The organism is Streptomyces sp. CS113 (assembly GCF_002188365.1).
Lineage (GTDB): Bacteria > Actinomycetota > Actinomycetes > Streptomycetales > Streptomycetaceae > Streptomyces > Streptomyces tendae.
In genome coordinates this window covers 2,005,410-2,027,540 of sequence record NZ_KZ195574.1, presented here as the reverse complement: position 1 = coordinate 2,027,540, position 22,131 = coordinate 2,005,410, and the positions used below count along the sequence as shown (strand labels likewise).

Sequence of the window (22,131 nt, the reverse complement as noted above, 5' to 3'; positions counted from 1 at the left end):
GATACACCACCGGAGCAGCCGATACCCCACCGGAGGACCCGGTCACCCGGTCACCCGGGCGCCCGCTGCGGCGACCGCCCCAGGGAGCACCCCGGGCGCCCCCGGACCGCGCCGCGACCTTGGCCGGAATCCGTCCTTCCCGCTACGCCGCGTCCTGGCTCAGCGCCGCCACCAGCACCGGTGTCACCTGCTCCACCTGCCAGGGCCGGGCCCCGTGTCCGGCCAGCGCCGCGCCCACGGACTCGGCGTCGGCGACCGCGGGCGGTTCCCAGCAGACCCGGCGCACCGTGTCCGGCGTGATCAGGTTCTCCTGGGGCATGCCCAGCCGCTCGGCCAGCGCCGTCACCGCCGCGCGCGCCGCGGTCAGCCGGGCCGCGGCGGCCGGGTCCTTGTCGGCCCAGGCCCGCGGCGGCGGAGGGCCGGTGACCGGCTGGCCGGGCTGCGGCAGCTGCGACTCGGACAGCGCCCTGGCCCGGTCGACCGACTGCTGCCACTGCTCCAGCTGCCGGCGGTTCACCCGCCCGAACCCGTGCAGCGCGGCCAGTGCGTGCGCGTTGGCCGGCAGCGCGAGCGCGGCCTCGACGATGGCCGCGTCCCCGAGCACCTTGCCGGGGGAGACGTCCCGGCGCTGCGCGATCCGGTCCCGGGCCTGCCACAGCTCCCGCACCACGGCGAGCTGACGGCGCCTGCGCACCTTGTGCATGCCGGACGTACGCCGCCACGGGTCCTTGCGCGGCTCGGGCGGCGGGGCCGACGCGATCGCGTGGAACTCCTGCCGGGCCCACTCCAGCTTGCCCTGCCGGTCCAGCTCCTTCTCCAGGGCGTCGCGCAGGTCGACCAGCAGCTCGACGTCGAGCGCGGCGTAGCGCAGCCAGGGCTCGGGCAGCGGGCGCGTCGACCAGTCGACGGCCGAGTGACCCTTCTCCAGGACGAAGCCGAGGACGTTCTCCACCATCGCGCCGAGGCCGACGCGCGGGAACCCGGCGAGCCGCCCGGCCAGCTCGGTGTCGAAGATGCGGGTGGGCAGCATCCCTATTTCCCGCAGGCACGGCAGGTCCTGGGTGGCGGCGTGCAGCACCCATTCCGCGTCGGCGATCGCCGCGCCGAGACCGGAGAGGTCGGGACAGGCCACCGGGTCGATCAGCGCGGAGCCCGCGCCCGCACGGCGCAGCTGCACCAAGTAGGCGCGCTGGCCGTAGCGGTACCCGGAGGCGCGCTCGGCGTCGACGGCGACGGGGCCGCTCCCGGCGGCGAAGGCGGCGGTCACCTCGGCGAGGGCGTCCGCGTCGGCGATCACCGGCGGAATGCCCTCGCGCGGTTCGAGCAAGGGGATCGGCGCCTGACTCACAGAAGATCCGGCGTCGTCCGGAGGGGCGCCTCCGGTGGTTCGCAGTGGACGGTCTGCTGCGGTTTCGTGGGCGTCGGTCACCTGTCAAGGGTATCGGTGGATCGACCGAGCCCGCCGACGGAACGTTCCGTCGGCGGGCTCCGGGGGGTCGTAAACCAGTCAGGTCAGTGAAAGATCCGCTTCACGAGCGTCGGTGGGGAGGGAGGGAGAAGGGGGAGGTGGGGGGAGAAGGGGGAGGGGAGACGGGGGAGGAGGTGGGGGAGCGGGGGTCAGTGGATGATGCCCGTGCGCAGGGCCACCGCGACCATGCCGGCCCGGTCGCCCGTGCCGAGCTTGCGGGCGATGCGGGCCAGGTGGCTCTTGACGGTCAGGGCGGACAGGCCCATCGAGACGCCGATCGCCTTGTTCGACTGGCCCTCCGCGACCAGCCGCAGCACCTCCACCTCGCGGCCGGAGAGCTCGCGGTAGCCGCCCGGGTGGCTCGGGGCGCCCGGGGGGCGGCGGTGCAGGCGGGCGGCGGCGGCGCCGATGGGGGCGGCGCCCGGCCGGGTGGGGAGCCCGACGTTGGTGCGGGTGCCGGTGACGACGTAGCCCTTGACGCCGCCGGCGAGGGCGTTGCGGACGGCGCCGATGTCGTCGGCGGCGGACAGGGCGAGCCCGTTGGGCCAGCCCGCGGCGCGGGTCTCCGACAGCAGGGTCAGGCCGGAGCCGTCGGGGAGGTGGACGTCCGCGACGCAGATGTCGCGGGGGTTGCCGATGCGGGGACGAGCCTCCGCGACGGACGAGGCCTCGATGACATCGCGCACACCGAGCGCCCACAGGTGGCGGGTGACGGTGGATCGGACGCGCGGGTCGGCCACGACCACCATGGCGGTCGGCTTGTTCGGGCGGTAGGCGACCAGGCTTGCAGGCTGCTCGAGGAGAACGGACACCAGGCCTCCTGGGGTGCGGGGACGGGGCCGGCTCATGGGGTTGAAGCCGGGACGAACCGTGCTTTCAAGGTCACAGTCGTCTTCGGCACCGAAGGCGTCCGCCTTTAGAGAATGATCACGATCTGGTGAGTAACAATCCGAGCAATTCGGACACGCTGTCGATCATTCGAAGATCGAACGGTTTCGCACTTTGTCGATACGAGCCCGAAAGTGGCCGTGTCGACAAAGTGACGGAACCTGCTCCAGGCGAGCGGACCCCCTTGTCCGGAACGAGGAACGACGGTCGGTGCGGTCAGCGCGACTGCGGGCCGCGCCGCTGCGGCAGCGTCACGACCGAGGCGTCACCGGCGGCCGCCGGCGGCAGGCCCGCGACCTGGGCCAGCAGATCGCACCACGAGGACAGGTGCGCCGCGGTGTCCGGGACGCCGCCGAGACCCTCCCGCGGCGTCCAGGACGCCCTGATCTCGATCTGCGAGGCGGACGGGCGCGCCGAGAGCCCTCCGAAGTAGTGCGAACTCGCACGCGTGACCGTGCCGCTGGGCTCGCCGTACGTCAGCCCGCGCGCCTGGAGCGCGCCGGTCAGCCAGGACCAGCACACGTCCGGCAGCAGCGGATCCGCCGCCATCTCCGGTTCCAGCTCGGCCCGCACCAGCGTCACCAGGCGGAAGGTCCCGTGCCAGGCGTCGTGCCCGGCCGGGTCGTGCAGCAGCACCAGCCGCCCGTCCGCGAGGTCCTCGTCGCCGTCGACGACCGCGGCCTCCAGCGCGTACGCGTGCGGGGCGAGCCGCTGCGGTGCGCGGGTCGCCTCCACCTCGATCTGCGGCCGCAGCCGCGCGGCCCGCAGCGCCTCCACGGCGGCCGCGAAGGCCGGTGGTGCCGTACTTCCGCCGTTCCCGCCGTTCCCGCCACTTCCGTGGTGACTCCCCTTGTGCCGGGCCTCTTCCTCGGTCCCCTTCGCGTCGTCCATTCCGCCAGCGCCGTCCGACAGTCGTCCCTGAGCCGCAGCCATGCGGGGAACATTAAGCGGAACGGCGGCCCGGCGCAGGGAGGGACACCCGCGTGCGGACGCGATGTCCGGATCACGCGGTCTTGCGGGGGCGCGCGGGAGCCGCCCCACCCGTGGTCCGGTGCCGTTCCGGGGGCATGCGAGACTTGCCGCTGTGAGTGCCAACCAGAGCCCCGCGGGCCAGCCGCCGACCGCCACGTACGACTCCGCGTTCCTCAAGGCGTGCAGGCGTGAGCCGGTGCCGCACACCCCCGTGTGGTTCATGCGGCAGGCCGGGCGCTCACTGCCGGAGTACCTGAAGGCGCGCGAGGGCGTCCCGATGCTCGAGTCCTGCACGCGGCCGGAGCTGGTCGCCGAGATCACCCTCCAGCCGGTGCGCCGGCACGGTGTGGACGCGGCGATCTACTTCAGCGACATCGTCGTCCCGCTCAAGGCCATCGGCATCGACCTCGACATCAAGCCAGGTGTCGGCCCGGTCATCGCGAACCCGATCCGCAGCCGCGCGGACCTGGCGCAGCTGCGCGACCTCACCCCCGAGGACGTCACCTACGTCACCGAGGCCTTCGGCCTGCTCACCCGCGAGCTGGGCGCCACCCCGCTGATCGGCTTCGCGGGCGCGCCGTTCACCCTCGCGAGCTACCTCGTGGAGGGCGGCCCGTCCCGCAACCACGAGCACACCAAGGCCCTCATGTACGGCGACCCGCAGTTGTGGACCGACCTCCTGGACCGCCTGGCCGGCATCACGGCCGTCTTCCTCAAGGTGCAGATCGAGGCGGGCGCGAGCGCCGTCCAGCTCTTCGACTCCTGGGTCGGCGCGCTGTCCCCCGCGGACTACCGCCGCTCGGTGCTGCCCGCCTCCCGCAAGGTCTTCGAGGCCGTGTCCGGGTACGGCGTGCCGCGCATCCACTTCGGCGTCGGCACCGGCGAGCTGCTCGGCCTCCTGGGCGAGGCCGGTGCGGACGTCGTCGGCGTCGACTGGCGCGTCCCGCTGGACGAGGCGGCCCGCCGCGTCGGCCCCGGCAAGGCGCTCCAGGGCAACCTGGACCCGGCGGTCCTCTTCGCCGGCCGGGAGGCGGTCGAGTCCAAGGCCCGCGAGATCCTGGACGCGGCGGCGGGCCTGGAGGGCCACGTCTTCAACCTCGGCCACGGCGTCCTGCCGACCACCGACCCGGACGCGCTGACCCGCCTCGCGGAGTACGTCCACACGCAGACCGCGCGCTGACGCCCTCCGGTTCCGGCGCTCGGGCTCAGCCCGCGGCCACCTCCGTCAGGACCTCCGCCGCGGCCAGCCCCGAGGCGGCGCTCGCGCCGTGGGTGAAGATCTGGGCCGCGGCGGTGGCGGCACCCGGCAGACCCATCTCCACCACGATCGCGTCCGGGCGGGCGGCGGTCAGACCGGTCACGGCACGGCTCATCCAGGCGTGCCGGGCGGCGTCGCGGGCCACGATCACCAGCGGCCGCCCCACGGCAGGTTCGAGGGCGCAGCTCTCCAGCGCCACCGTCCCCTCCTCCAGTTCCTGACCGCGCACCCGTACGGAGGTCGTGCCGGGCAGTCGCTCCGCGAGCGGTCCCGCCACGCCCCACGGGGTCTCCTTGCCGATGGCCATGTTGGTCACCGGGGCCAGCTCGACCACGTGCGGTGCGGCGGTCAGCGGCAGGGCGGCCCGCGCGGCGCCGGTGAGCCGCACGGCACGGCGGGCGGCGACCTGCCCGATGCCCTCCCCGGTCGCGTCCTGCGCGGCCCCGGCCGCCCGCAGCCCGGCCGACCAGCGGGCGAACTCCCGGACCCGGTCCGCCGCCTCGGCCAGCCGCTCCTCGGGCAGCTCCCCGCCCGTCACCGCGGACGTCAGCGCCTTGACCAGGAGCGCGACGGTGGCCTCCTCGGCGCTCTCGCCGCCCACGCAGACGGCGTCCACTCCGGCGGCGACCGCCTTCACGGTGGCGCCGTCGATGCCGTACCGGCGGGTGACGGCGCCCATCTCGATGGCGTCGCTGACGACCAGGCCGTCGAAGCCCAGCTCGTCGCGCAGCAGGCCGTGCAGGATCCGCCGGCTCAGCGTGGCCGGCAGGTCGGGGTCGTAGGCGGGCACCAGCAGGTGGCCGCTCATGACCGCGCGCACGCCGGCCGCGACGGCGGCCCGGAACGGGGGCAGTGCCTGGGCGGCGATCTCGTCGGGCCCGGCCGGGTAGGCGGGCAGGTCGTGGTGGGAGTCGACGGCGACGTCCCCGTGGCCGGGGAAGTGCTTGGCGCAGGCGGCGACACCGGCGGACTGGAGGCCGCGGATCCACGCGGCGGTGTGGCGCGCGACCACCTCGGGGTCCGAGCCGAAGGAGCGCACGCCGATGATCGGGTTGTCCGGGTTGGAGTTGACGTCCGCGCTCGGCGCGTAGTCGAGGCTCACCCCCGCGGTGCGCAGCTGCCGGCCGAGGTCGGCGGCGACCGCCTCGGTCAGCGCCGGGTCGTCGACGGTGCCGAGGGCGAAGTTGCCCGGCCGGGACGATCCGGTGGCGGACTCGATGCGGGTGACGTCGCCCGCCTCCTCGTCGATCGCGACGATCAGGTCGGGGTTCTCGGCGCGCAGTCGGGCGGTCAGGCGGGCGACCTGCTCGGTGGAGACGATGTTGCGGGAGAAGAGCACGACGGAGGCCAGTCCGTCGCCGATGTCGCGCAGGATCCAGTCGGGGGCCTCGGTGCCCACGAAACCCGGCTGAAGAACGGAGAGCGCGAGCCGACGCAACTCGCTGCTGTGCTTGCTGGAGGACATCGGCCGCGCCTTTCGAGTCGTTTCTTGGTATAGACCAAGATGGTGCGCGTTCAGGTTAACCAGACGTGTCAAGAGTGCCCCTCGATGAACTCGGAAGTAACAACTCGACTGGTGGGAAGGGGTGTTGACACCCCGCCTTGGTCTAGTCCATTGTGAGGCGCAAGTTCGGCGAGGGACGGATGTGACACCAGTTTCCGCGCCGGGCACCTGCCGCGGCCGGACTGCCAAGACCGCCGCCGCGGCGACGACTTCCGTACGACGACTTCCGTGACGACCACCCCGGACCTCGCCCCGCTCCCGCCCCGTGCCGCGAGCGGGCCCGCTGCCACCACCCGACCTCATGTGCGACGGCCCGACCACCGTCGTGCACACCGCCGTTGCCCGCACGGGGCGACGGCGAGGATCTGGAGCACCACATGGCGACGCCCGATTCCTACCTCCACCGAGCCCCGTCGGACCTGCCCTACTTCAGCGCGGACGCCGACACCTACCTGGCCCGCACCCAGTTGCGCGACCTCGACAAGACACGTCCGCTGCGGGTGCTGTCCGAGGAGGACTTCGCCCACTGGCAGACGTACGGCTACGTCGTCGTGAAGGAGGCGATACCCGCCGACTCCGCGCGCCGACTGCTCGACTTCGCCTGGGAGTTCCAGGGGCTCGACCCCGAACGCCCCGACACCTGGTACCAGGACCGCGAGTACCGCTCCGACCTGGACCGGGAGCTGCACATCTACGGCTTCGTCGAGGCCTACCACCACCAGCTCATCTGGGACAGCCGCCAGACGCGGCGCGTCTACGACGCCTTCGTCGACGTGTGGGACTGCGAGGAGCTGTGGGTCGCCCTGGACCGGCTCAACCTCAACCCGCCCAACACGGGCAACCGCGACCGCGCCCTGATCGACAAGCCGGACCGCGGCTTCGACATCGACCTGCACTGGGACGTGGACACCACGCTCGGCGTCCTGCCGCAGCGCGTCCAGGGCATCATCGCGCTCAACGACACCAAGCCCGACCACGGCGGCTTCCAGTGCTGCCCCGAGCTGTTCCGCCGCTTCGACCGCTGGAAGGCGCTCCAGCCCGACGGCCGCGACCCCATCCGGCCCGCGATCGACCGCGAGGACATGCCCGTCGTACGGCCCGACCTGGAGGCCGGCGACCTGCTCATCTGGAACGGCCTGCTGGCCCACGGCGTCGCCCCCAACGTCTCCGGCGAGGGCGTGCGCGCCGTGCAGTACCTGTCGATGATGCCCGCGCTGGAGACCCACCGCACCCTGCGCGACTCCCGGATCGACTCCTGGCGGACCCTCGCCACCCCCGACTGGAACGCCACCCTCCTCGGCGACGCCCACCGGCACGAGTCCGAGCGCTACGGCCCCGCCGAACTGACCGAACTCGGCGCCAGGCTGCTGGGCCTGAAGTCCTGGCGCCCCGGCACCGACGCCAGTGACGAGCACGAGGCCACCGGGGACGGCGCATGCGCAGCATCTGCCTGACCCTCCCCACCAACCGGCACTGCCCGGACACCGTCGCGGCCCTCGGCGAGGAAGCCGCCTACGCGGCCGACCACTTCGACATCGATGTCCACCTGCTGGTCCTCGACTCCTGCCCGCCCGTGGACCGCGCCGCCCACGCCGCCGCGTTACGGCGTCTGCCGGCCCACCCCCGGATCACGGCCCACCACCTCGACGAGGCCGCCCAGCGCGACTTCCTGACCCGGGTCACGGCACGCTCCGGCAGCGCCAAACCCGAACTGCTCCTCGACCTGATGCTCCCCGACGGACTGTCCTACGGCGCCTGCACCAACCGCGCCTTCCTGATCGCGGCCGCGCTCGGCTGCGAGTCCGTCCACCGCCGGGACTCCGACAGCCGCTACCAGCGCGTGGACGGCCGTACCGTCTTCCCCGTCCACCACGAACTGCTGTCGCTGGGCGAACGCGCCGCCGACGCCGCGGCGGGCGTCACCGAGCCGGTCGCCCTGCCGGACGGCCTCCGTGAGCGCCGGGTCGCCATGGTCGGCAGCTCCTTCGTGGGCGAACTCTCCGTCGACATCGCGCAGATACGGGACGCCGACCCCGCTGTCTACCACGACGTCGTCTCCCTGTGGGCGCCCGAGGGCTGGTCCGCCGAGCAGAAACGCGCACTGGTCGAGGAGTCCTTCACCGGCGCGGGCACCGAACCCTTCACGGCGGACCACTCCCTGCTGACGGTGGTCGACCCGATGCGCGTGGACATGTGCAACATCGCCTTCCACGGCCCGACGGTCAGCGAACGCGTGCCGCTGCCGCCCGCCCGGGACACCATCGGCAGCGACTACTTCCTCATCCACCTCGTGCACGACGCCCGGCTGCCGGGCGTGCTGCACAACCGGAACATCGTCAACTACTACACCGGGGAACGCCGGACCGGCCCGGGCTTCCTCGCCTACCAGACGCGCTTCGCCAAGTTCCTGCTGTCGATGCTCTACTTCCACCACGTCTACGACCGCATGGCCGAGGCCGGTGACGCCCTGCTGGACGAGCACGGCCGTCTCCGCCCCGACACCGTCGCCGCCCTGGCCCGCGAGAGCACCGGCCTCGACACCGCGGAGAACGTCCGCCGGCTCGACGCCCTCGACACCGCCTACCGCCGACTCGGAGGCCGGTACACCGAGTTCGCCGACCTCCTGGCCGCCCGGCGCGCCCGCCTCCTCGACGAGGCACGCGGCGACATGGCGGACTTCGCGCTGCTCACGGAGGCGTGGGAGTCGATGGTGGCCGAGGCCCGGACCACCCCGCTCGCCCCGGCCGCGGGACAGCCCCGGTGAGCGCGGTGACGGACACGGGCCTCAGCGCACCCCTGGCCGCCGCCCTCGCCGCCGCCACCGAGGACCGGCTGGTGTACGACCTGGCCGGCATCGAGCGGCGCCACGACACGCTGCGGGACGAACTGCCCGGGGTACAGGTGCGGTTCGCGATGAAGGCCTGCCCGGTCGACGAGGTGATCGCCGCCCTCGCCCGCCGGGGCGCCGGCGCCGACGCGGCGAGCCCCGGCGAGGTCGGGCAGGCGCTGCGGGCCGGGGTGCCGGTCGGCCGCGTGCACTACGGCAACACCGTCAAGTCCGACCGGAACATCGCCGAGGCGTACCGGCTGGGCGTGCGCACCTTCGCCACCGACAGCCTCCAGGACGTGGCCGCCCTCGCCGCACACGCCCCCGGCGCCCGCGTGTTCTGCCGGGTGGCGACCGGCGGGGCGGGCGCGGTGTGGGGACTGAGCAACAAGTTCGGCTGCCCGCCCGGCGACGCCGTCCGCGTGCTGGCGGCGGCCGGGGACGCCGGGCTGGTGCCGGCGGGCCTGTCCGTGCACGTCGGCTCCCAGCAGATGACGGGAGAGGCGTGGCACGGCGCCGTCGAGGACCTGGGCGAGGTGCTGCGCGCCCTCGGCCGGCACGGCATCCGCGTCGACCACGTCAACCTCGGCGGCGGTCTGCCCGCGCTCGGCTACCGCGACCGGCGCGGCACCCCCCTCGACCCGCCGCTGGACAAGATCTTCGCGGTGATCCGGGAGGGCATGGACGAGCTGCGCCGGATCCACGGCGGCCCCCTGGAGTTCGTCGTCGAACCCGGGCGGCACCTCGTCGCCGACCACGGCGCGATCCGCGCCCACGTCGCCCGCCTCACCGAGCGCCGCGCGGCGAACGGCGAACGGCGGCACTGGCTCTACCTGAGCTGCGGCAAGTTCAACGGCCTGTACGAGATGGACGCCCTGCAATACCGGCTGGTCTTCCCGGGGCACACCGGCGGTCCGTACGTCCCGGCCGTCGTCGCCGGTCCCACCTGCGACAGCGACGACGCCTACTCCCACGAGGAGGGACTCGTCCCGGTGCCCACGGCGCTGGCCTCGGGCGACCCGGTCTGGGTGCTGTCCAGCGGGGCCTACGCGCCCAGCTACACCACCCAGGGCTTCAACGGCTTCGCCCCGCTCCCGTACGCCTTCGCGGGCCGTGCGGAGGGGAGCGGCGCCGATGACTGAGACCGTGCGCGTCCGCCCCCTCACCGCAGGGGACTGGGACGCGGTCGTGGCGCTGGAGCGGGACGCCTACACGGACCTGGGCCTGTCCGAGGGCCGGGCCGCGCTCCAGTCCAGGGCGGCGGCGTCGCCGGACACCTGCTTCGTCGTGGACGTCGGCGCCCGTACGGCCGGCTACCTGCTCGCGCTGCCCTACCCGCCGCACCGCTACCCGGACCTGACGCGGACCGAAAGGACGGGGGGCGCCTTCGAGCCCGGGAACCTCCACCTCCACGACATCGTCGTCGCACCCGGTCTGCGCCGCCGGGGGCTCGCGCGGCACCTCCTGCACCACCTCACCGCCACCGCGCGCACGCGCGGGGACGAGCGGATGTCCCTGGTCGCCGTCGGCGGGACCGAGCGGTTCTGGTCGGCGCGCGGCTTCGTGGCCGAGCCGGGGGTGGTGCCCGCCGGCGCGTACGGCGGCGGCGCCGTCTACATGTCCAAGCAGGTGGCGGCCGCCCAGACCCGGGCCCGCCCGTCCCTCTCCCCGCCCGCCCCCACCCTGCGCGAAGTGAGCTGATGGCGCGTGACCCGTCTCCACGACCCCTTCCGGCGCGGCCAGCTGGCCATCGCCGCGCTGTTCCTGTCGCTCGGCTTCCAGTACGCCACCTGGGCGGCGCGGATCCCCGCCGTCAAGGCCGACCTCGGCCTGAGCGCGGCCGAGGTGGGGGTGCTCCTGATGGCCGCCGGGGTCGGGGCGGCGGTGTCCTTCCCGGCGGTGGCCTGGCTGATGCGCCGGATGGGCTCGCGGCGGCTCGCCCTGCTGTCCCAGCTGGGCCTGGCGCTGCTGCTGCTCGCCCTGGCGGCGGCGCCGAACTACCCGGTGGCCCTGCTGGTGATGTGCGCCGACGGCGTCCTCGTGGGCTGCCTGAACGTGGCCATGAACGCGCAGGGCGCGGCCCTGGAGGCACGGCACGAACGCAACACGATGGCGCGGCTGCACGCCGTCTTCAGCGCCGGCTCCCTGCTCGCGGCCCTGCTCGCCTCCGGCATGACCGCCGCCACCGGATCGGTCACGGCGCACTTCGGCGTCGCCGTCGTCCTCCTCGCCGCGCTGGGCGTCACGGCACGCACCGGACTGCTCGACGAGGACGCCCCGGCGGACCGGCCGGGCCCCGCCGACGCGGGAGCCGCCGCCGGCGCGGAAGCCCCGGCCGCCGCACCGGCCCCCGCCGCGCCGGAGCCGGCCCGCCGCCGCTGGACCGTCCCCTCGCGCCTGACCCTGTGGATGTGCTGCGCCATGGTCTTCGGCACGGTCGCCGAGGGCGCCATGAACGACTGGTCCGCCCTCTACCTGAAGGACGTCGCCGAGGCGTCGGCGGAACTCGCCCCGCTCGGCATCGCCGTGGTGTCCGGGATGATGGTCGTCGCCCGCCTCTTCGCCGACGGCTGGCGCGGCCGCTGGGGCGACGGACGGGTCGTCCTGCTGGGCAGCGCCGTGGCCGGTACCGGTCTCGCCGTCGCCCTGGTCAGCGGCGGCGTCGCACCGGCGCTCGCCGGGTTCGCCTGCATGGGCCTGGGCATCGCGGCCGTGACCCCCTGCGTCTACGCCGCCGCCGCCCGGCAGGGCTCGGACGCGCTGACGCTGGTCGCCGCCATGGGCACCACGGGGCTGCTGGCCGGCCCGCCGCTCATCGGCTTCATCGCCGGTGCGAGCAGCCTGGCGTGGGGCATGGGCGCCGTGGCCGCCTCGGCGGGCGCCGTCGCGCTGTGCAGCACCCGCATCCGCTGGACCGCCCCGGCCCCCGTCGCGCAGAGCGAGGCGACCCCTGCCTGAGCCCGCCGCCTGAGCCCCCGCCTGAACCCGCCCCGCCCGAGCCCACCCCGCCCGCCGCTCACCACCCGGGCCGCGCCCGCCGCCCGAACAGCAGCCCGCGCGGCTCGGGCGGGGGCGGGGTGCCCCGTCGCAGCGGCCAGGCGATCAGCATGCCGACGACGAAACCGGCGACGTGGGCCACGTACGCCACGGTGCCCGCGTCGGACACAGCCCCACCGGAGGAGTAGACCGCCTGGAGCCCGAACCAGAAGCCCAGCACCAGCCAGGCCGGCAGCCGCAGCGGCAGGAAGATCAGGAAGGGCACCAGCACCCAGACGCGGGCCCTCGGATACAGCACCAGGTAGGCGCCCAGCACCCCGGCGATCGCACCGGACGCGCCGATCAGCGGGGCACCCGAGTCGGCGTTGAGGAGCGCGAAGCCGTAGGTCGCCGCGTAGCCGCAGACGCCGTAGAACAGCAGGAAGGGGACGTGGCCCATCCGGTCCTCGACGTTGTTGCCGAAGATCCACAGGAACAGCATGTTGCCCAGCAGGTGCAGCCAGCCGCCGTGCAGGAACATCGCCGTCAGGACGCTCAGCTCGGGCGACTTGTCGTAGCCGGGCGGCGCGACCACGCAGCCGGGCCCCTGCGGGCCGACCCCGACGGCACCCGTGGGCACCAGGCGGGGCATCCGGTGCTGGAGCAGCTCCTGCGGCACCGCCGCCCAGTGGTCCAGGAACGCCTGGAGGTCGCACATCTGCGCGAGGCTGCCGTCGCCCGTCGCCGACCCGGTCATGCCGGGGGTGAACAGGAACACCAGGACGTTGGCGAGGATCAGGGCGTACGTCACCCACGGGGTGCGGCGCGCCGGGTTCACGTCATGGACGGGGATGACCACGAGACAGTACTGCCCGCCCGGCGGACGGTGAACCGGTCCGCCCCGTTGAACGCCCCCGTCCGTGTGTACGTATGCCCTCTCAACCGCCCGCGGTCCGGGGAAGGCGGGCCGCGGGGACGACGTGAGGAAGTGGCGATGAACGAACGGGTCACACCGGCTCCGGCGATGCACGCCCTGCCCGACGGGGAGGCCGAGGTCGCCCTCGTCCTGCGGCTGCCCTGGGAGGACGTCGCCCGGCTCGGTCAGGAGGCGGGGCGGCTGGCGGCGCAGACGCAGCGCCCGGTGACGCTGGACGAGGCGGTGAGCCACCGGCTGCGGTCCGCGCGGGCCGCGTCGCACGCCAGGCCGGCCGGCGAGCAGCCGCCCGCGGTGAGCGCCCCGGTGCCGGCGACCGGTCCGGCCTCGGTGTCCTCACTGCCGGCGCGGCCCCCGGCCGAGCAGGCACGGCAGGCCATCGACCGCATCAACGGGACGGCCTGACCGGCGGCGGCCCCTCAGCGCCGCCGCTCGACCTCCCGCGCCGCCTTGCGCGCGGCCACCAGCACCGGGTCCCACACCGGTGAGAAGGGCGGCGCGTAGCCGAGGTCCAGGGCGGTCATCTGCTCGACCGTCATCCCGGCCGTGAGGGCCACCGCGGCGATGTCGACCCGCTTGCCCGCGCCCTCACGGCCGACGATCTGCACTCCGAGCAGCCGCCCGGTGCGCCGCTCGGCCAGCATCTTCACGGTCATGGGGGAGGCGTCCGGGTAGTAGCCCGCGCGGCTGGTGGACTCGATGGTCGCCGTCACGAACCGCAGCCCCGCCCGCAGCGCGTCCTTCTCCCTGAGGCCGGTCCGCGCGATCTCCAGGTCGCAGACCTTGCTGACCGCCGTGCCGACCACGCCCGGGAAGGTGGCGTAGCCGCCGCCCACGTTGGTGCCGACGACCTGCCCGTGCTTGTTGGCGTGGGTGCCCAGCGGAATGTGCCGCTCCTGCCCGGAGACCAGGTCGAGCACCTCCACGCAGTCGCCGCCCGCCCAGATGTTCTCGTGGCCGCGCACCCGCATCGCCAGGTCGGTCAGCAGCCCGCCGTGCGCGCCGATCGGCAGCCCCGCCGCCTCGGCGAGCCGCGTCTCGGGCCGTACGCCGATGCCGAGCACCACCACGTCCGCCGGGAACTCGGCGTCCCGCGTGGCCACGGCTCTCACCCGGCCGTCGTCCCCGGTCAGCACCTCGGTGACCTCTGCGTCGTTCACCATGGTGATGCCGAGCCCCTCCATCGCCTCGTGCACCATACGGCCCATGTCCGGGTCCAGCGTCGACATCGGCTCCCGGCCGCGGTTGACGACCGTCACCTCGTAACCGCGGTTGATCAGCGCCTCGGCCATCTCCACGCCGATGTACCCGGCGCCGACGACCACCGCGCGACGGCCGCGCGTGCGGGCCAGCGTGTCGAGCAGCGCCTGCCCGTCGTCCAGCGTCTGCACCCCGTGCACGCCGGGCGCGTCGATGCCCGGCAGCTCCGGCCGGATCGGCCGCGCCCCGGTCCCGATCACGAGCTTGTCGTACGACGTCCAGGACTGAGCCCCGGAATCGACGTCACGCGCGCGGACCCGCCCGCCGGCCACGTCGATCTCGGTGACCTCGGTGCGCGTCCTGAGGTCGATGTCCCGGGCGCGGTGCTCCTCGGGCGTGCGGGCGATCAGCGCGTCCCGTTCCGCCACGTCGCCGCCGACCCAGTACGGGATGCCGCACGCCGAGAACGAGCTGAAGTGACCGCGTTCGAACGCCACGATCTCCAGCTCGTCCGGGCCCCTCAGCCGCCGCGCCTGCGACGCCGCGGACATCCCCGCGGCGTCGCCGCCGACGACGACCAGCCGTTCCCTCGTACCGCGCGTGGCGTCCGTGCTCATGCTCATGCGAACACGCTACGTGGCGGGGATGCGTCAGTCCCGACCGGTGCCCTCCTCGGCGGGTGCCGCCTCCCCGCGCGGCGCCGCGGGCGCCGGTACCGGTACCGGCACCGGCGCCGGGCTCCGGCGGCGCGGCAGCCGGGGGCGTACGACCCGCAGCCACAGCAGCACGAGCAGCGCGGCCACCGCGGCGAACGGCAGCACGGCGCCGAACACCACCGCCACCCAGCGCAGCATCGTCACGAAGGCGTCCCAGCCGCCGGCCAGCGCGTCCAGGAAGCCGGGGTCCTCGTCGTCCTTCTTCTCGACGTGCTCGATCGGGGTCTCCGACAGGGACAGGGTGATGGTGGCCAGACTCGTGCGGTCCTTCAGGGCCGCCTGCCGGGCGAGCAGCGCCTCCAGCTCCGCCTGACGGGTGCTCAGCTCGCCCTCCAGGGTCACCACGTCGCTCAGCTTCGTCGCCCGGTCCATCAGCTCGCGGACCCGGGCCACGCTGGCGCGCTGCGACTTCACCCGGCTGTCCACGTCCACCACCTGGTCGGTGACGTCCTCGGCGGTAGCGTCGCGCTGTAGGAGCTTCCCGGCGCCCTCCAGGTCGTCCAGCACCTCCTCGTACCGCTCCACCGGCACGCGGAGCGTCACCTGGGTCTCCTCGTGGCCCTCCGTGTCGCGGGTGGTGGTCTCGTCGCCGACGTAACCGCCGGCGTTCTCGGTCGCGGTGCGGGCCGCGTCGAGCGCCTTGGGCGTGTCCTTGACCTGGACGCTCAGCGAGACGGTGCGGATGATGTGGGCCGGGGCGAGCTTCGGCGGGGCGCTCGCCCCGGTGCCGTCGGCCCCGGCCTCTCCGGCACCGGGGCGCTCGCCCCGGTGCCGTCGGCCCCGGCCTCTCCGGCAGCCCCCGCCTTGCCGTCGGCCTGCGAACCCGCCGCCCGCGAGTCCTCCCGCGGGGCGGCCGCCTTGGCGCCGGCGCCCGAGTCGGAGCCGGAGTCCGAGGCGCTGCACCCGGTGAGGGCGAGCGCCGTGACCAGCAGCAGGCCGGCCAGGGCGCGGGCGGGCGGCACGGCCCTTCTCGTGGTTGCTCGTCGTGCCTGCATCGTGGGTACCCCCCGGGTCGTAGCGACTGTTGTCCCTACGACGCGCGCGGGGGCTGCCACGACGGCGCGGAACGGTCCCGAAGAGATCACGGTCCGGACTCGCGGGACCCGTCGGTGGCGTCTGAGACGCTGGGGTCATGTGCGCAAGCGAGACCCCAACGGGTGAGTTCCCCCCGGCAGCGGGACCTGGACACGTAGTCGTCGTCGGCGCCGGCATCGCCGGACTGGCCGCCGCCCACCGCCTCCTGGAGGGCGGCGCCCGGGTGACCGTCCTGGAGGCGTCCGGCCGCGTCGGCGGCAAGCTGCTGCCCGGCGAGATCGCCGGCGTACGCGTCGACCTCGGCGCCGAGTCGATGCTGGCCCGCCGCCCCGAGGCCGTCGGCCTGGCCCGCGCGGCCGGACTCGCCGACCGCCTCCAGCCGCCGTCCACCGCCTCGGCCTCCCTGTGGACCCGCGGCGCCCTGCGCCCCATGCCCAAGGGCCACGTCATGGGCGTCCCCGGCACCGCCGCCGCCCTGTCCGGCGTGCTCTCCGAGGAAGGGCTCGCCCGCATCGAGCGCGACGCCGAGCTGCCCCGCACCGAGGTCGGCGACGACGTCGCGGTGGGCGAGTACGTCGCCGCGCGCCTCGGCCGCGAGGTCGTCGACCGCCTCGTCGAGCCGCTCCTGGGCGGCGTCTACGCGGGCGACGCCTACCGCATCTCGCTGCGCTCGGCCGTGCCGCAGCTCTTCGAGGCCGCCCGCACCCACACCTCCCTCACCGAGGCGGTCCGCGCCCTCCAGGGCCGTACCGCCACCTCCCCGCCGAGCGGCCCGGTGTTCATGGGCATCGCGGGCGGCATCGGCACCCTCCCGCCCGCCGTCGCCGAGTCGGTCCGCGCACGCGGCGGCGAGATCGTCACCGGCGCACCCGTCACGGAGCTGCGCCGCACCGCGGCCGAGGGCTGGCGGATCGTCGCCGGGGACCGGGTGCTGCACGCCGACGCGGTCGTCGTCGCCGTCCCCGCCCGCCCCGCCGCCGAGCTGCTGCGCGCCGAGGCGCCCGCCGCCGCGGCCGAGCTGTCCGCGGTCGAGTACGCCTCGATGGCCCTGATCACCCTCGCCTACCGCCGCTCGGACACCGCCGCGCTCCCCGAGGGCAGCGGCTTCCTCGTGCCGCCGGTCGACGGGCACACCATCAAGGCGTCCACCTTCGCCTCCCGCAAGTGGGGCTGGATCGCCGACGAGGACCCGGACCTGGTCGTCCTGCGCACCTCGGTGGGCCGGTACGGCGACACGGAGATCCTCGGCCGCGACGACGACGGCCTCGTCACCGTCTCCCGGCACGACCTCGCGAAGGCCACCGGGCTGACCGCCGAGCCGGTCGCCACCCGCGTCACCCGCTGGCAGGACGGCCTGCCGCAGTACCCCGTCGGCCACCACGCGCGCGTGGCCCGCGTCCGCGAGCACGTCGCGAAGCTCCCCGGCCTCGCGGTGTGCGGCGCGGCGTACGACGGCGTCGGCATCCCGGCCAGCATCGCGAGCGCGTACGCGGCCGTCGACCAGATCCGGGGCGACCTGCGGGGTGTGGAGCAGCTCACGGCCCACCCGGTGCAGAGCCTGCACGGCGGAGCGGGAGAATAGGGCCATGAGTGACGACGCCTCCACCCCCGCGGCCGAGCGCATCCCCAACAAGGGCAAGCTGGCCAAGGACCTCAACGAGGTCATCCGCTACACCCTCTGGTCCGTCTTCAAGCTCAAGGACACCCTCCCCGAGGACCGCGCCGGGTACGCCGACGAGGTCCAGGAGCTGTTCGACCAGCTGGCCGCGAAGGACGTGACGATCCGCGGCACCTACGACCTGTCCGGTCTGCGCGCCGACGCCGACCTGATGATCTGGTGGCACGCCGAGACCGCCGACCAGCTCCAGGAGGCGTACAACCTCTTCCGCCGCACGAAGCTGGGCCGTGCGCTGGAGCCGGTCTGGTCGAACATGGCGCTGCACCGCCCCGCCGAGTTCAACCGCTCGCACATCCCGGCCTTCCTGGCCGACGAGACGCCGCGCAACTACATCAGCGTCTACCCGTTCGTGCGCTCCTACGACTGGTACCTGCTGCCCGACGAGGACCGCCGCCGCATGCTCGCCGACCACGGCAAGATGGCCCGCGGCTACCCGGACGTGCGCGCCAACACGGTCGCCTCCTTCTCGCTGGGCGACTACGAGTGGATCCTCGCCTTCGAGGCCGACGAGCTGCACCGCATCGTCGACCTCATGCGCCACCTGCGCGGCTCCGAGGCGCGTCGCCACGTCCGCGAGGAGATCCCGTTCTACACGGGGCGCCGCAAGGACATCGGCGAGCTGGTCGCCGGGCTCGCCTAGTCAGGCCCTCGGCTCCGGTTCCGGGCGCGGGGCGCACGACGTGTCCCGCGCCGGGAGGCGGTCCTCCAGCAGGTACGCCTCCAGGTGGCCGTTGACGCAGTCGTTCGGGCCGCCCGCGATGCCGTGCGTCCCGGCGTCCCGCTCGGTCACCAGCACCGAGCCCGCCAGTCGCCGCCGCAGCTCCAGCGCGCCCTCGTACGGTGTCGCCGCGTCCCGCTCGGCGGCCAGGACCAGCGTCGGCGGCAGCTCACCCGGCGCGGTGCGCACGTCCAGGGGCTCCTGCCGCGGCGCCCGCCAGTAGGCGCACGGCAGGTTCGTCCACACGTTGTCCCAGGTCTCGAACGGCGCCCTGCGGGCCAGCCGGGTGTTGTCCCGGTCCCAGACCCCGAAGTCGGTCGGCCAGGGCGCGTCGTTGCACTCGACGGCCGTGTACACGGCGTTGGAGTTCTCCGCCCCGGCCGCGCCCTCCGCGGTCCGGGTGCCCGCCTGGTCGATCAGCGGCTGCGGGTCGCCCTCCAGGTATGCCGACAGCGCCTCGGCGCGGTGCGGCCAGTAGTCGTCGTAGTACCCGGCCTTCAGGAACGCCCCCTGCAACTGCGCGGGTCCCACCGTCCCGCCCGCCGGCTCCGCGGCCAGCCGCGCGCTCGCCTCCTCGTAGGCGTCCTGCACCTGCCGCGCCGTGTCCCCGAGCCCGTACACGGCGTCGTGCCCGGCGACCCACTCCTTGAAGTCGTCCCAGCGGTCCTCGAACGCCTCGGACTGGTCCAGGTTGTTGCGGTACCAGACCTGCTCCGGGTCCGGATTCACCACCGCGTCGAACACCATCCGCCGTACGTGCGAGGGGAACAGCTCGGCGTACAGCGCGCCGAGGTAGGTGCCGTACGACGCGCCCATGAACGTGAGCCGCCGCTCGCCCAGCGCGGCGCGGACGACCTCCAGGTCACGGGCGTTGTTGAGGGAGTGGTAGTGCCGCAGCGCGTCCCCGCCCCGTTCCGCGCAGTCGCGGGCGTACGCCTCGGCCTCGGCGGCGCGCTGCTCCTTGTAGGCGTCCGAGGGCCGCGTCGGGGCCGGCCGGGGCCCCTTGAAGAAGTCCCCGGGGTCCTGGCAGGACAGCGGGGCGGAGGGCGCGACCCCGCGCGGGGCGTAGCCGACGAGGTCGTAGGCGGCGGCGATGCGCTTCCACTCGGGCACCATGCCCACCAGCGGGAAGTACAGCCCGGACGCGCCGGGGCCGCCCGGGTTGTAGAGGAGGGCGCCCCGGCCGGGGACCTCGCGCTCGCCGCCGGCCGGGTCCTGGTGGGTGGCCCGCATCCGGCTGACGGTCAGCTCGATCCGCTTCCCGTCCGGGTGGGCATAGTCCAGCGGGACGGACACGGTGCCGCAGCGGATGCCGCCCGGCAGGTCCTCCGCCTTCGGGCACCTGCCGAACTCGATCCCGGCCGCCGCCGCGCGCCGGGCCGCCACGGCGGTACCGTGCGCCTCGGCGGACCCGGGCCCGGCCGGGGGCGCCGACTGGGCCGGAGTGGCGGCGAGGGTGGTCAGCAGCAAGGACCCGGCGGCCGAGTAGAGGGCGGCAGCTCGCATCGCGTATCCCTTCGGTGGCACGGGGAGTGACACAAGGGATGTTTGGGGCACCGGCCGGGCGGGGCAAGCACCGCCCGCGGGTGTCGCCGCCGAGTGCCTCCGTGCGCCCCCGGGGCCGACCGCGTCAGGCCCGGCGCTCCCCGTGGTCCCCGGCGTACTTCTCGCGGTGGGCGAAGGCCGCCCGCAGGTCCGGCTCCCCGATGGCGTGCACGCCGCGCACGGCGACCGAGGTGAGGAAGGTCCGGTCGTCCGCCGTGCCGTCGGCCTGCCGCACGAGGGCGCCGACCAGCCGCTGCCCGGCGGGCGAGGCCCAGCGCGCGTACGGGTGGATCTCCATCCGCGTGATGGCGAGGCACCCGAGCGTCAGGGCGAGCGGCAGCGCGAACCAGAGGGCGATGAGCAGCCGCGGCTCGGTGGCGGGCAGCGGCAGCGCCAGCGCCACCAGCCCGAGCGCGCACACGGTCACCGCGGCGACCCGCACCCGCCGCACCCCGGCCGCGACGCCGCCGGCGCCGCCGTCGGGCACGGCGAGGCCCGCCCCGACCAGCCGGTCGGCCAGGCTCCGTACCGCCTCGGCGGCGGCCGCGGCGGCCCGTACCGGCGCTATCCGCGACTGCCCGCCGGGCCCTATCGCCCCTATCACCGACCGCTCCATGTCGTCCCGGCCGCAGGGGTCGACGACGGTCGCCCAGCCGGTGTGCGCGAGCAGCAGCCGGCGCTGGCGCGCCATCGAGACCAGCGTCAGGTCGGCCACCCGCCGCGGACCGCCGGACAGGAACGCCGCCTCGTACAGCGTCAGCGTGTGCTCAGGAGCCGCGGCACGCGGGTCGACGGCCGCCGCGCGCACGGCCGCCAGACACAGCCGCAGGCAGGCGAGGCCCGCGACGGCCCAGGCCGACAGGAGGAAAAGGACCCAGAACATGCCGTACTTCTATGCCAAAGGCTTTCGCCGCGCCATGCCCTTTTCACATTCCGGGACGCAGTGTTGTGGGTATTTGAATCCTCCCCTCCCTGAAGGGAGGGGATTCCTGGCTCAGGCTGCCTCCTGGAGCGGCGCTCCAGGAGGTCTTCCGCCTTCGGCACCAGCCGGGTTGAGACCAGCCCGGGCGAGCATGACGCGTGCGGAATTCTTGTCCCTGGGGGACGTGGTTCCGCAGGCGGTGCAGGTGTGGGTGCGTTCACCCAGCGGCAGGGCGTGCTTGGCTCTCGCTCCGCACTGCGCGCAGTCCATCGTGGTGTACGCGGGGTGGACCAGGCGGATGTCCCGCCCGTGTTTGCGTCCCATCTCGATCAGAGCGGCCTTGGTGGCGCCGATGGCGGCGTCCGCGGCCTTGCGGGCCATCGTCGACCGGGCCAGGAACTTCGGCCTGAAGTCCTCGACCGCTACGGCATCGTGGTCGCGGACGACCTTCTTGGCCCACTTGCGGCCGGTGTCCGCACGCTGCCTGGCGACCTTCTTGTATGCCTTCGCCCGCAGCCTCTTCGCCTCACGGTAGCCCCTCGATGCGGCCGTCCCCTTCTTGGGCCTGCGGCGGGCCATCATCCGGTCGTAGCGGGTGAGTTTCTCCTTCGCCTTCCCACCGTGCGAGGAGTGCGGCAGGTCGTGCGCGTCGGTTGTCGTCGTCGCCGTCTCTCGCACACCCCAGTCGACACCGAGAACCCGGCCGGTCGCGGGCAGGGGCTGGACCTGGGCGGGGACGACGAACGAGGCGTACCAGTGCCCGAGGCTGTCCTGGTACACGCGTACGGAGGACGGCTCGGCCGGCAACTCCCGCGACCACACCGCCCTCACGACGATGCCGCCCGTCAGATGCAGTCGGCCGTCCTTCAGCCGGAAACCGCGCCGGGTGTAGTTCAGGGTCGCCAGCGACTCACGCCTGGTCTTCCATGTCGGCATCCCGGCCCGGCGCGCCACGGGCTGCCGCTCTGCGATGTCCTTGTGCGCCTTGGCGCGGGAGCGGCCGAAGTTGCGGATGACCTGCTGCTGGGGAACCGAGGAGCCCTCCCGCAGCCACGGCGTACGGGAACGGGCCTCGGTCAGCATCCTGTCCAGCTGCGCCGGGCCGCACGTGGTCTTCTCGCCGGTGGCCCTGTTGTGCAGGTGTACGGCCCTGGACTTGGCGACGCACTCGTTCCACAGCCAGCGGCACCGGCCCCACTCGGCCGCCAGCAGGGCGCGGGCCGCGGACGACACCCGCAGCCGGTACGTGTACCGGGCATGCCCGACCTTTTCATCGGCCCCCGCCTGCGCCATCTCACCCACCTCACGACCTGTGGCCAGGACACCGTGCCGTCCCGAACCCCGCAAAGGACCATACGTACGCCAGCCGCACACACACCCGCCGATCCCATAACCACCACCCCGACCAGCGACTATGGGCACACATGTACGCACTACCTTGGGTACGCCGGGCGCTCCGCGCCGAAGCGGACCACGGCGACGCTCCGCGT

The 22,131-nt window shown here is 74.2% G+C and carries 18 protein-coding genes and 1 pseudogene; 9 read left to right on the top strand and 10 right to left on the bottom strand.

Annotated features, from left to right (window positions below; all coding sequences use genetic code 11):
• Positions 1-142: 142 nt before the first annotated feature.
• From B9W62_RS08805 to B9W62_RS08795, 3 genes are all read right to left on the bottom strand, one after another.
• Complete coding sequence (locus B9W62_RS08805) at positions 143-1,429, bottom strand: ribonuclease D (protein ID WP_179235401.1); 1,287 nt, start codon at positions 1,427-1,429, stop codon at positions 143-145.
• A 188-nt stretch (positions 1,430-1,617) separates the two neighbouring features.
• Positions 1,618-2,280, bottom strand: coding sequence for a response regulator transcription factor (locus tag B9W62_RS08800; RefSeq protein WP_003972894.1), 663 nt, complete (start codon positions 2,278-2,280; stop codon positions 1,618-1,620).
• A gap of 292 nt (positions 2,281-2,572) precedes the next feature.
• On the bottom strand, positions 2,573-3,289 hold the full coding sequence (locus tag B9W62_RS08795) for a DUF3000 domain-containing protein (protein WP_087806640.1): 717 nt from the start codon (positions 3,287-3,289) through the stop codon (positions 2,573-2,575).
• 151 nt (positions 3,290-3,440) lie between these two features.
• Here B9W62_RS08795 and hemE point away from each other — a divergent pair, with 151 nt between their 5' ends.
• The gene (hemE, locus tag B9W62_RS08790; RefSeq protein WP_087806639.1) at positions 3,441-4,508 is read left to right on the top strand and encodes a uroporphyrinogen decarboxylase; all 1,068 of its coding nucleotides are present in this window, start codon (positions 3,441-3,443) and stop codon (positions 4,506-4,508) included.
• A 25-nt stretch (positions 4,509-4,533) separates the two neighbouring features.
• On the opposite strand, the gene B9W62_RS08785 is transcribed toward hemE, so the two are convergent.
• Positions 4,534-6,051, bottom strand: coding sequence for a glycoside hydrolase family 3 protein (locus tag B9W62_RS08785; protein ID WP_087806638.1), 1,518 nt, complete (start codon positions 6,049-6,051; stop codon positions 4,534-4,536).
• A 416-nt stretch (positions 6,052-6,467) separates the two neighbouring features.
• Here B9W62_RS08785 and B9W62_RS08780 point away from each other — a divergent pair, with 416 nt between their 5' ends.
• From B9W62_RS08780 to B9W62_RS08760, 5 genes are read left to right on the top strand one after another with little or no spacing between them, the layout of a single operon-like run.
• Positions 6,468-7,544: a phytanoyl-CoA dioxygenase family protein gene (locus B9W62_RS08780; RefSeq protein WP_087806637.1), complete on the top strand. Its 1,077-nt coding sequence runs from the start codon at positions 6,468-6,470 to the stop codon at positions 7,542-7,544.
• Positions 7,526-8,854 carry a DUF6271 family protein gene (locus B9W62_RS08775; protein WP_087806636.1) on the top strand — a complete coding sequence of 443 codons (1,329 nt, stop codon included), beginning with the start codon at positions 7,526-7,528 and terminating at the stop codon, positions 8,852-8,854. Before B9W62_RS08780 ends, B9W62_RS08775 begins: the two co-directional genes overlap by 19 nt.
• Positions 8,851-10,059, top strand: coding sequence for a type III PLP-dependent enzyme domain-containing protein (locus B9W62_RS08770; protein WP_087806635.1), 1,209 nt, complete (start codon positions 8,851-8,853; stop codon positions 10,057-10,059). The genes B9W62_RS08775 and B9W62_RS08770 overlap by 4 nt, the downstream gene beginning before the upstream one ends.
• Positions 10,052-10,618, top strand: coding sequence for a GNAT family N-acetyltransferase (locus B9W62_RS08765; RefSeq protein ID WP_087806634.1), 567 nt, complete (start codon positions 10,052-10,054; stop codon positions 10,616-10,618). The genes B9W62_RS08770 and B9W62_RS08765 overlap by 8 nt, the downstream gene beginning before the upstream one ends.
• A gap of 6 nt (positions 10,619-10,624) precedes the next feature.
• On the top strand, positions 10,625-11,875 hold the full coding sequence (locus B9W62_RS08760) for an MFS transporter (RefSeq protein WP_087806633.1): 1,251 nt from the start codon (positions 10,625-10,627) through the stop codon (positions 11,873-11,875).
• Between the two features lie 58 nt (positions 11,876-11,933).
• Here B9W62_RS08760 and B9W62_RS08755 read toward each other — a convergent pair whose 3' ends face one another.
• A complete protein-coding gene (locus B9W62_RS08755; RefSeq protein ID WP_052837403.1) occupies positions 11,934-12,752 on the bottom strand; it encodes a rhomboid family intramembrane serine protease in 819 nt (272 codons plus the stop codon).
• Between the two features lie 135 nt (positions 12,753-12,887).
• On the opposite strand from B9W62_RS08755, the gene B9W62_RS40125 reads away from it, so the two are divergent.
• Positions 12,888-13,232, top strand: a complete 345-nt coding sequence (locus B9W62_RS40125; protein WP_179235400.1) for a hypothetical protein — start codon at positions 12,888-12,890, stop codon at positions 13,230-13,232.
• 14 nt (positions 13,233-13,246) lie between these two features.
• Here the strand turns inward: B9W62_RS40125 and B9W62_RS08750 are convergent, their stop codons facing one another.
• Positions 13,247-14,644: an FAD-dependent oxidoreductase gene (locus B9W62_RS08750; RefSeq protein ID WP_087811825.1), complete on the bottom strand. Its 1,398-nt coding sequence runs from the start codon at positions 14,642-14,644 to the stop codon at positions 13,247-13,249.
• Between the two features lie 33 nt (positions 14,645-14,677).
• A pseudogene (locus B9W62_RS08745) lies at positions 14,678-15,738 on the bottom strand (DUF4349 domain-containing protein).
• Positions 15,739-15,875: 137 nt separating this feature from the next.
• Here B9W62_RS08745 and hemG point away from each other — a divergent pair.
• Positions 15,876-17,360: a protoporphyrinogen oxidase gene (gene hemG, locus B9W62_RS08740; RefSeq protein ID WP_087806631.1), complete on the top strand. Its 1,485-nt coding sequence runs from the start codon at positions 15,876-15,878 to the stop codon at positions 17,358-17,360.
• Between the two features lie 4 nt (positions 17,361-17,364).
• On the top strand, positions 17,365-18,096 hold the full coding sequence (gene hemQ, locus B9W62_RS08735) for a hydrogen peroxide-dependent heme synthase (RefSeq protein ID WP_003972879.1): 732 nt from the start codon (positions 17,365-17,367) through the stop codon (positions 18,094-18,096).
• Here the strand turns inward: hemQ and B9W62_RS08730 are convergent, their stop codons facing one another.
• The 3 genes from B9W62_RS08730 to B9W62_RS08720 form a co-directional block, all read right to left on the bottom strand.
• On the bottom strand, positions 18,097-19,680 hold the full coding sequence (locus B9W62_RS08730) for an alpha/beta hydrolase (protein WP_087806630.1): 1,584 nt from the start codon (positions 19,678-19,680) through the stop codon (positions 18,097-18,099). It lies immediately after the preceding gene.
• Between the two features lie 124 nt (positions 19,681-19,804).
• Positions 19,805-20,602, bottom strand: coding sequence for a TIGR04222 domain-containing membrane protein (locus tag B9W62_RS08725; RefSeq protein ID WP_087806629.1), 798 nt, complete (start codon positions 20,600-20,602; stop codon positions 19,805-19,807).
• Positions 20,603-20,713: 111 nt separating this feature from the next.
• A complete protein-coding gene (locus B9W62_RS08720) occupies positions 20,714-21,934 on the bottom strand; it encodes an RNA-guided endonuclease InsQ/TnpB family protein (RefSeq protein ID WP_087806628.1) in 1,221 nt (406 codons plus the stop codon).
• Between the last annotated feature and the right edge of the window lie 197 nt (positions 21,935-22,131).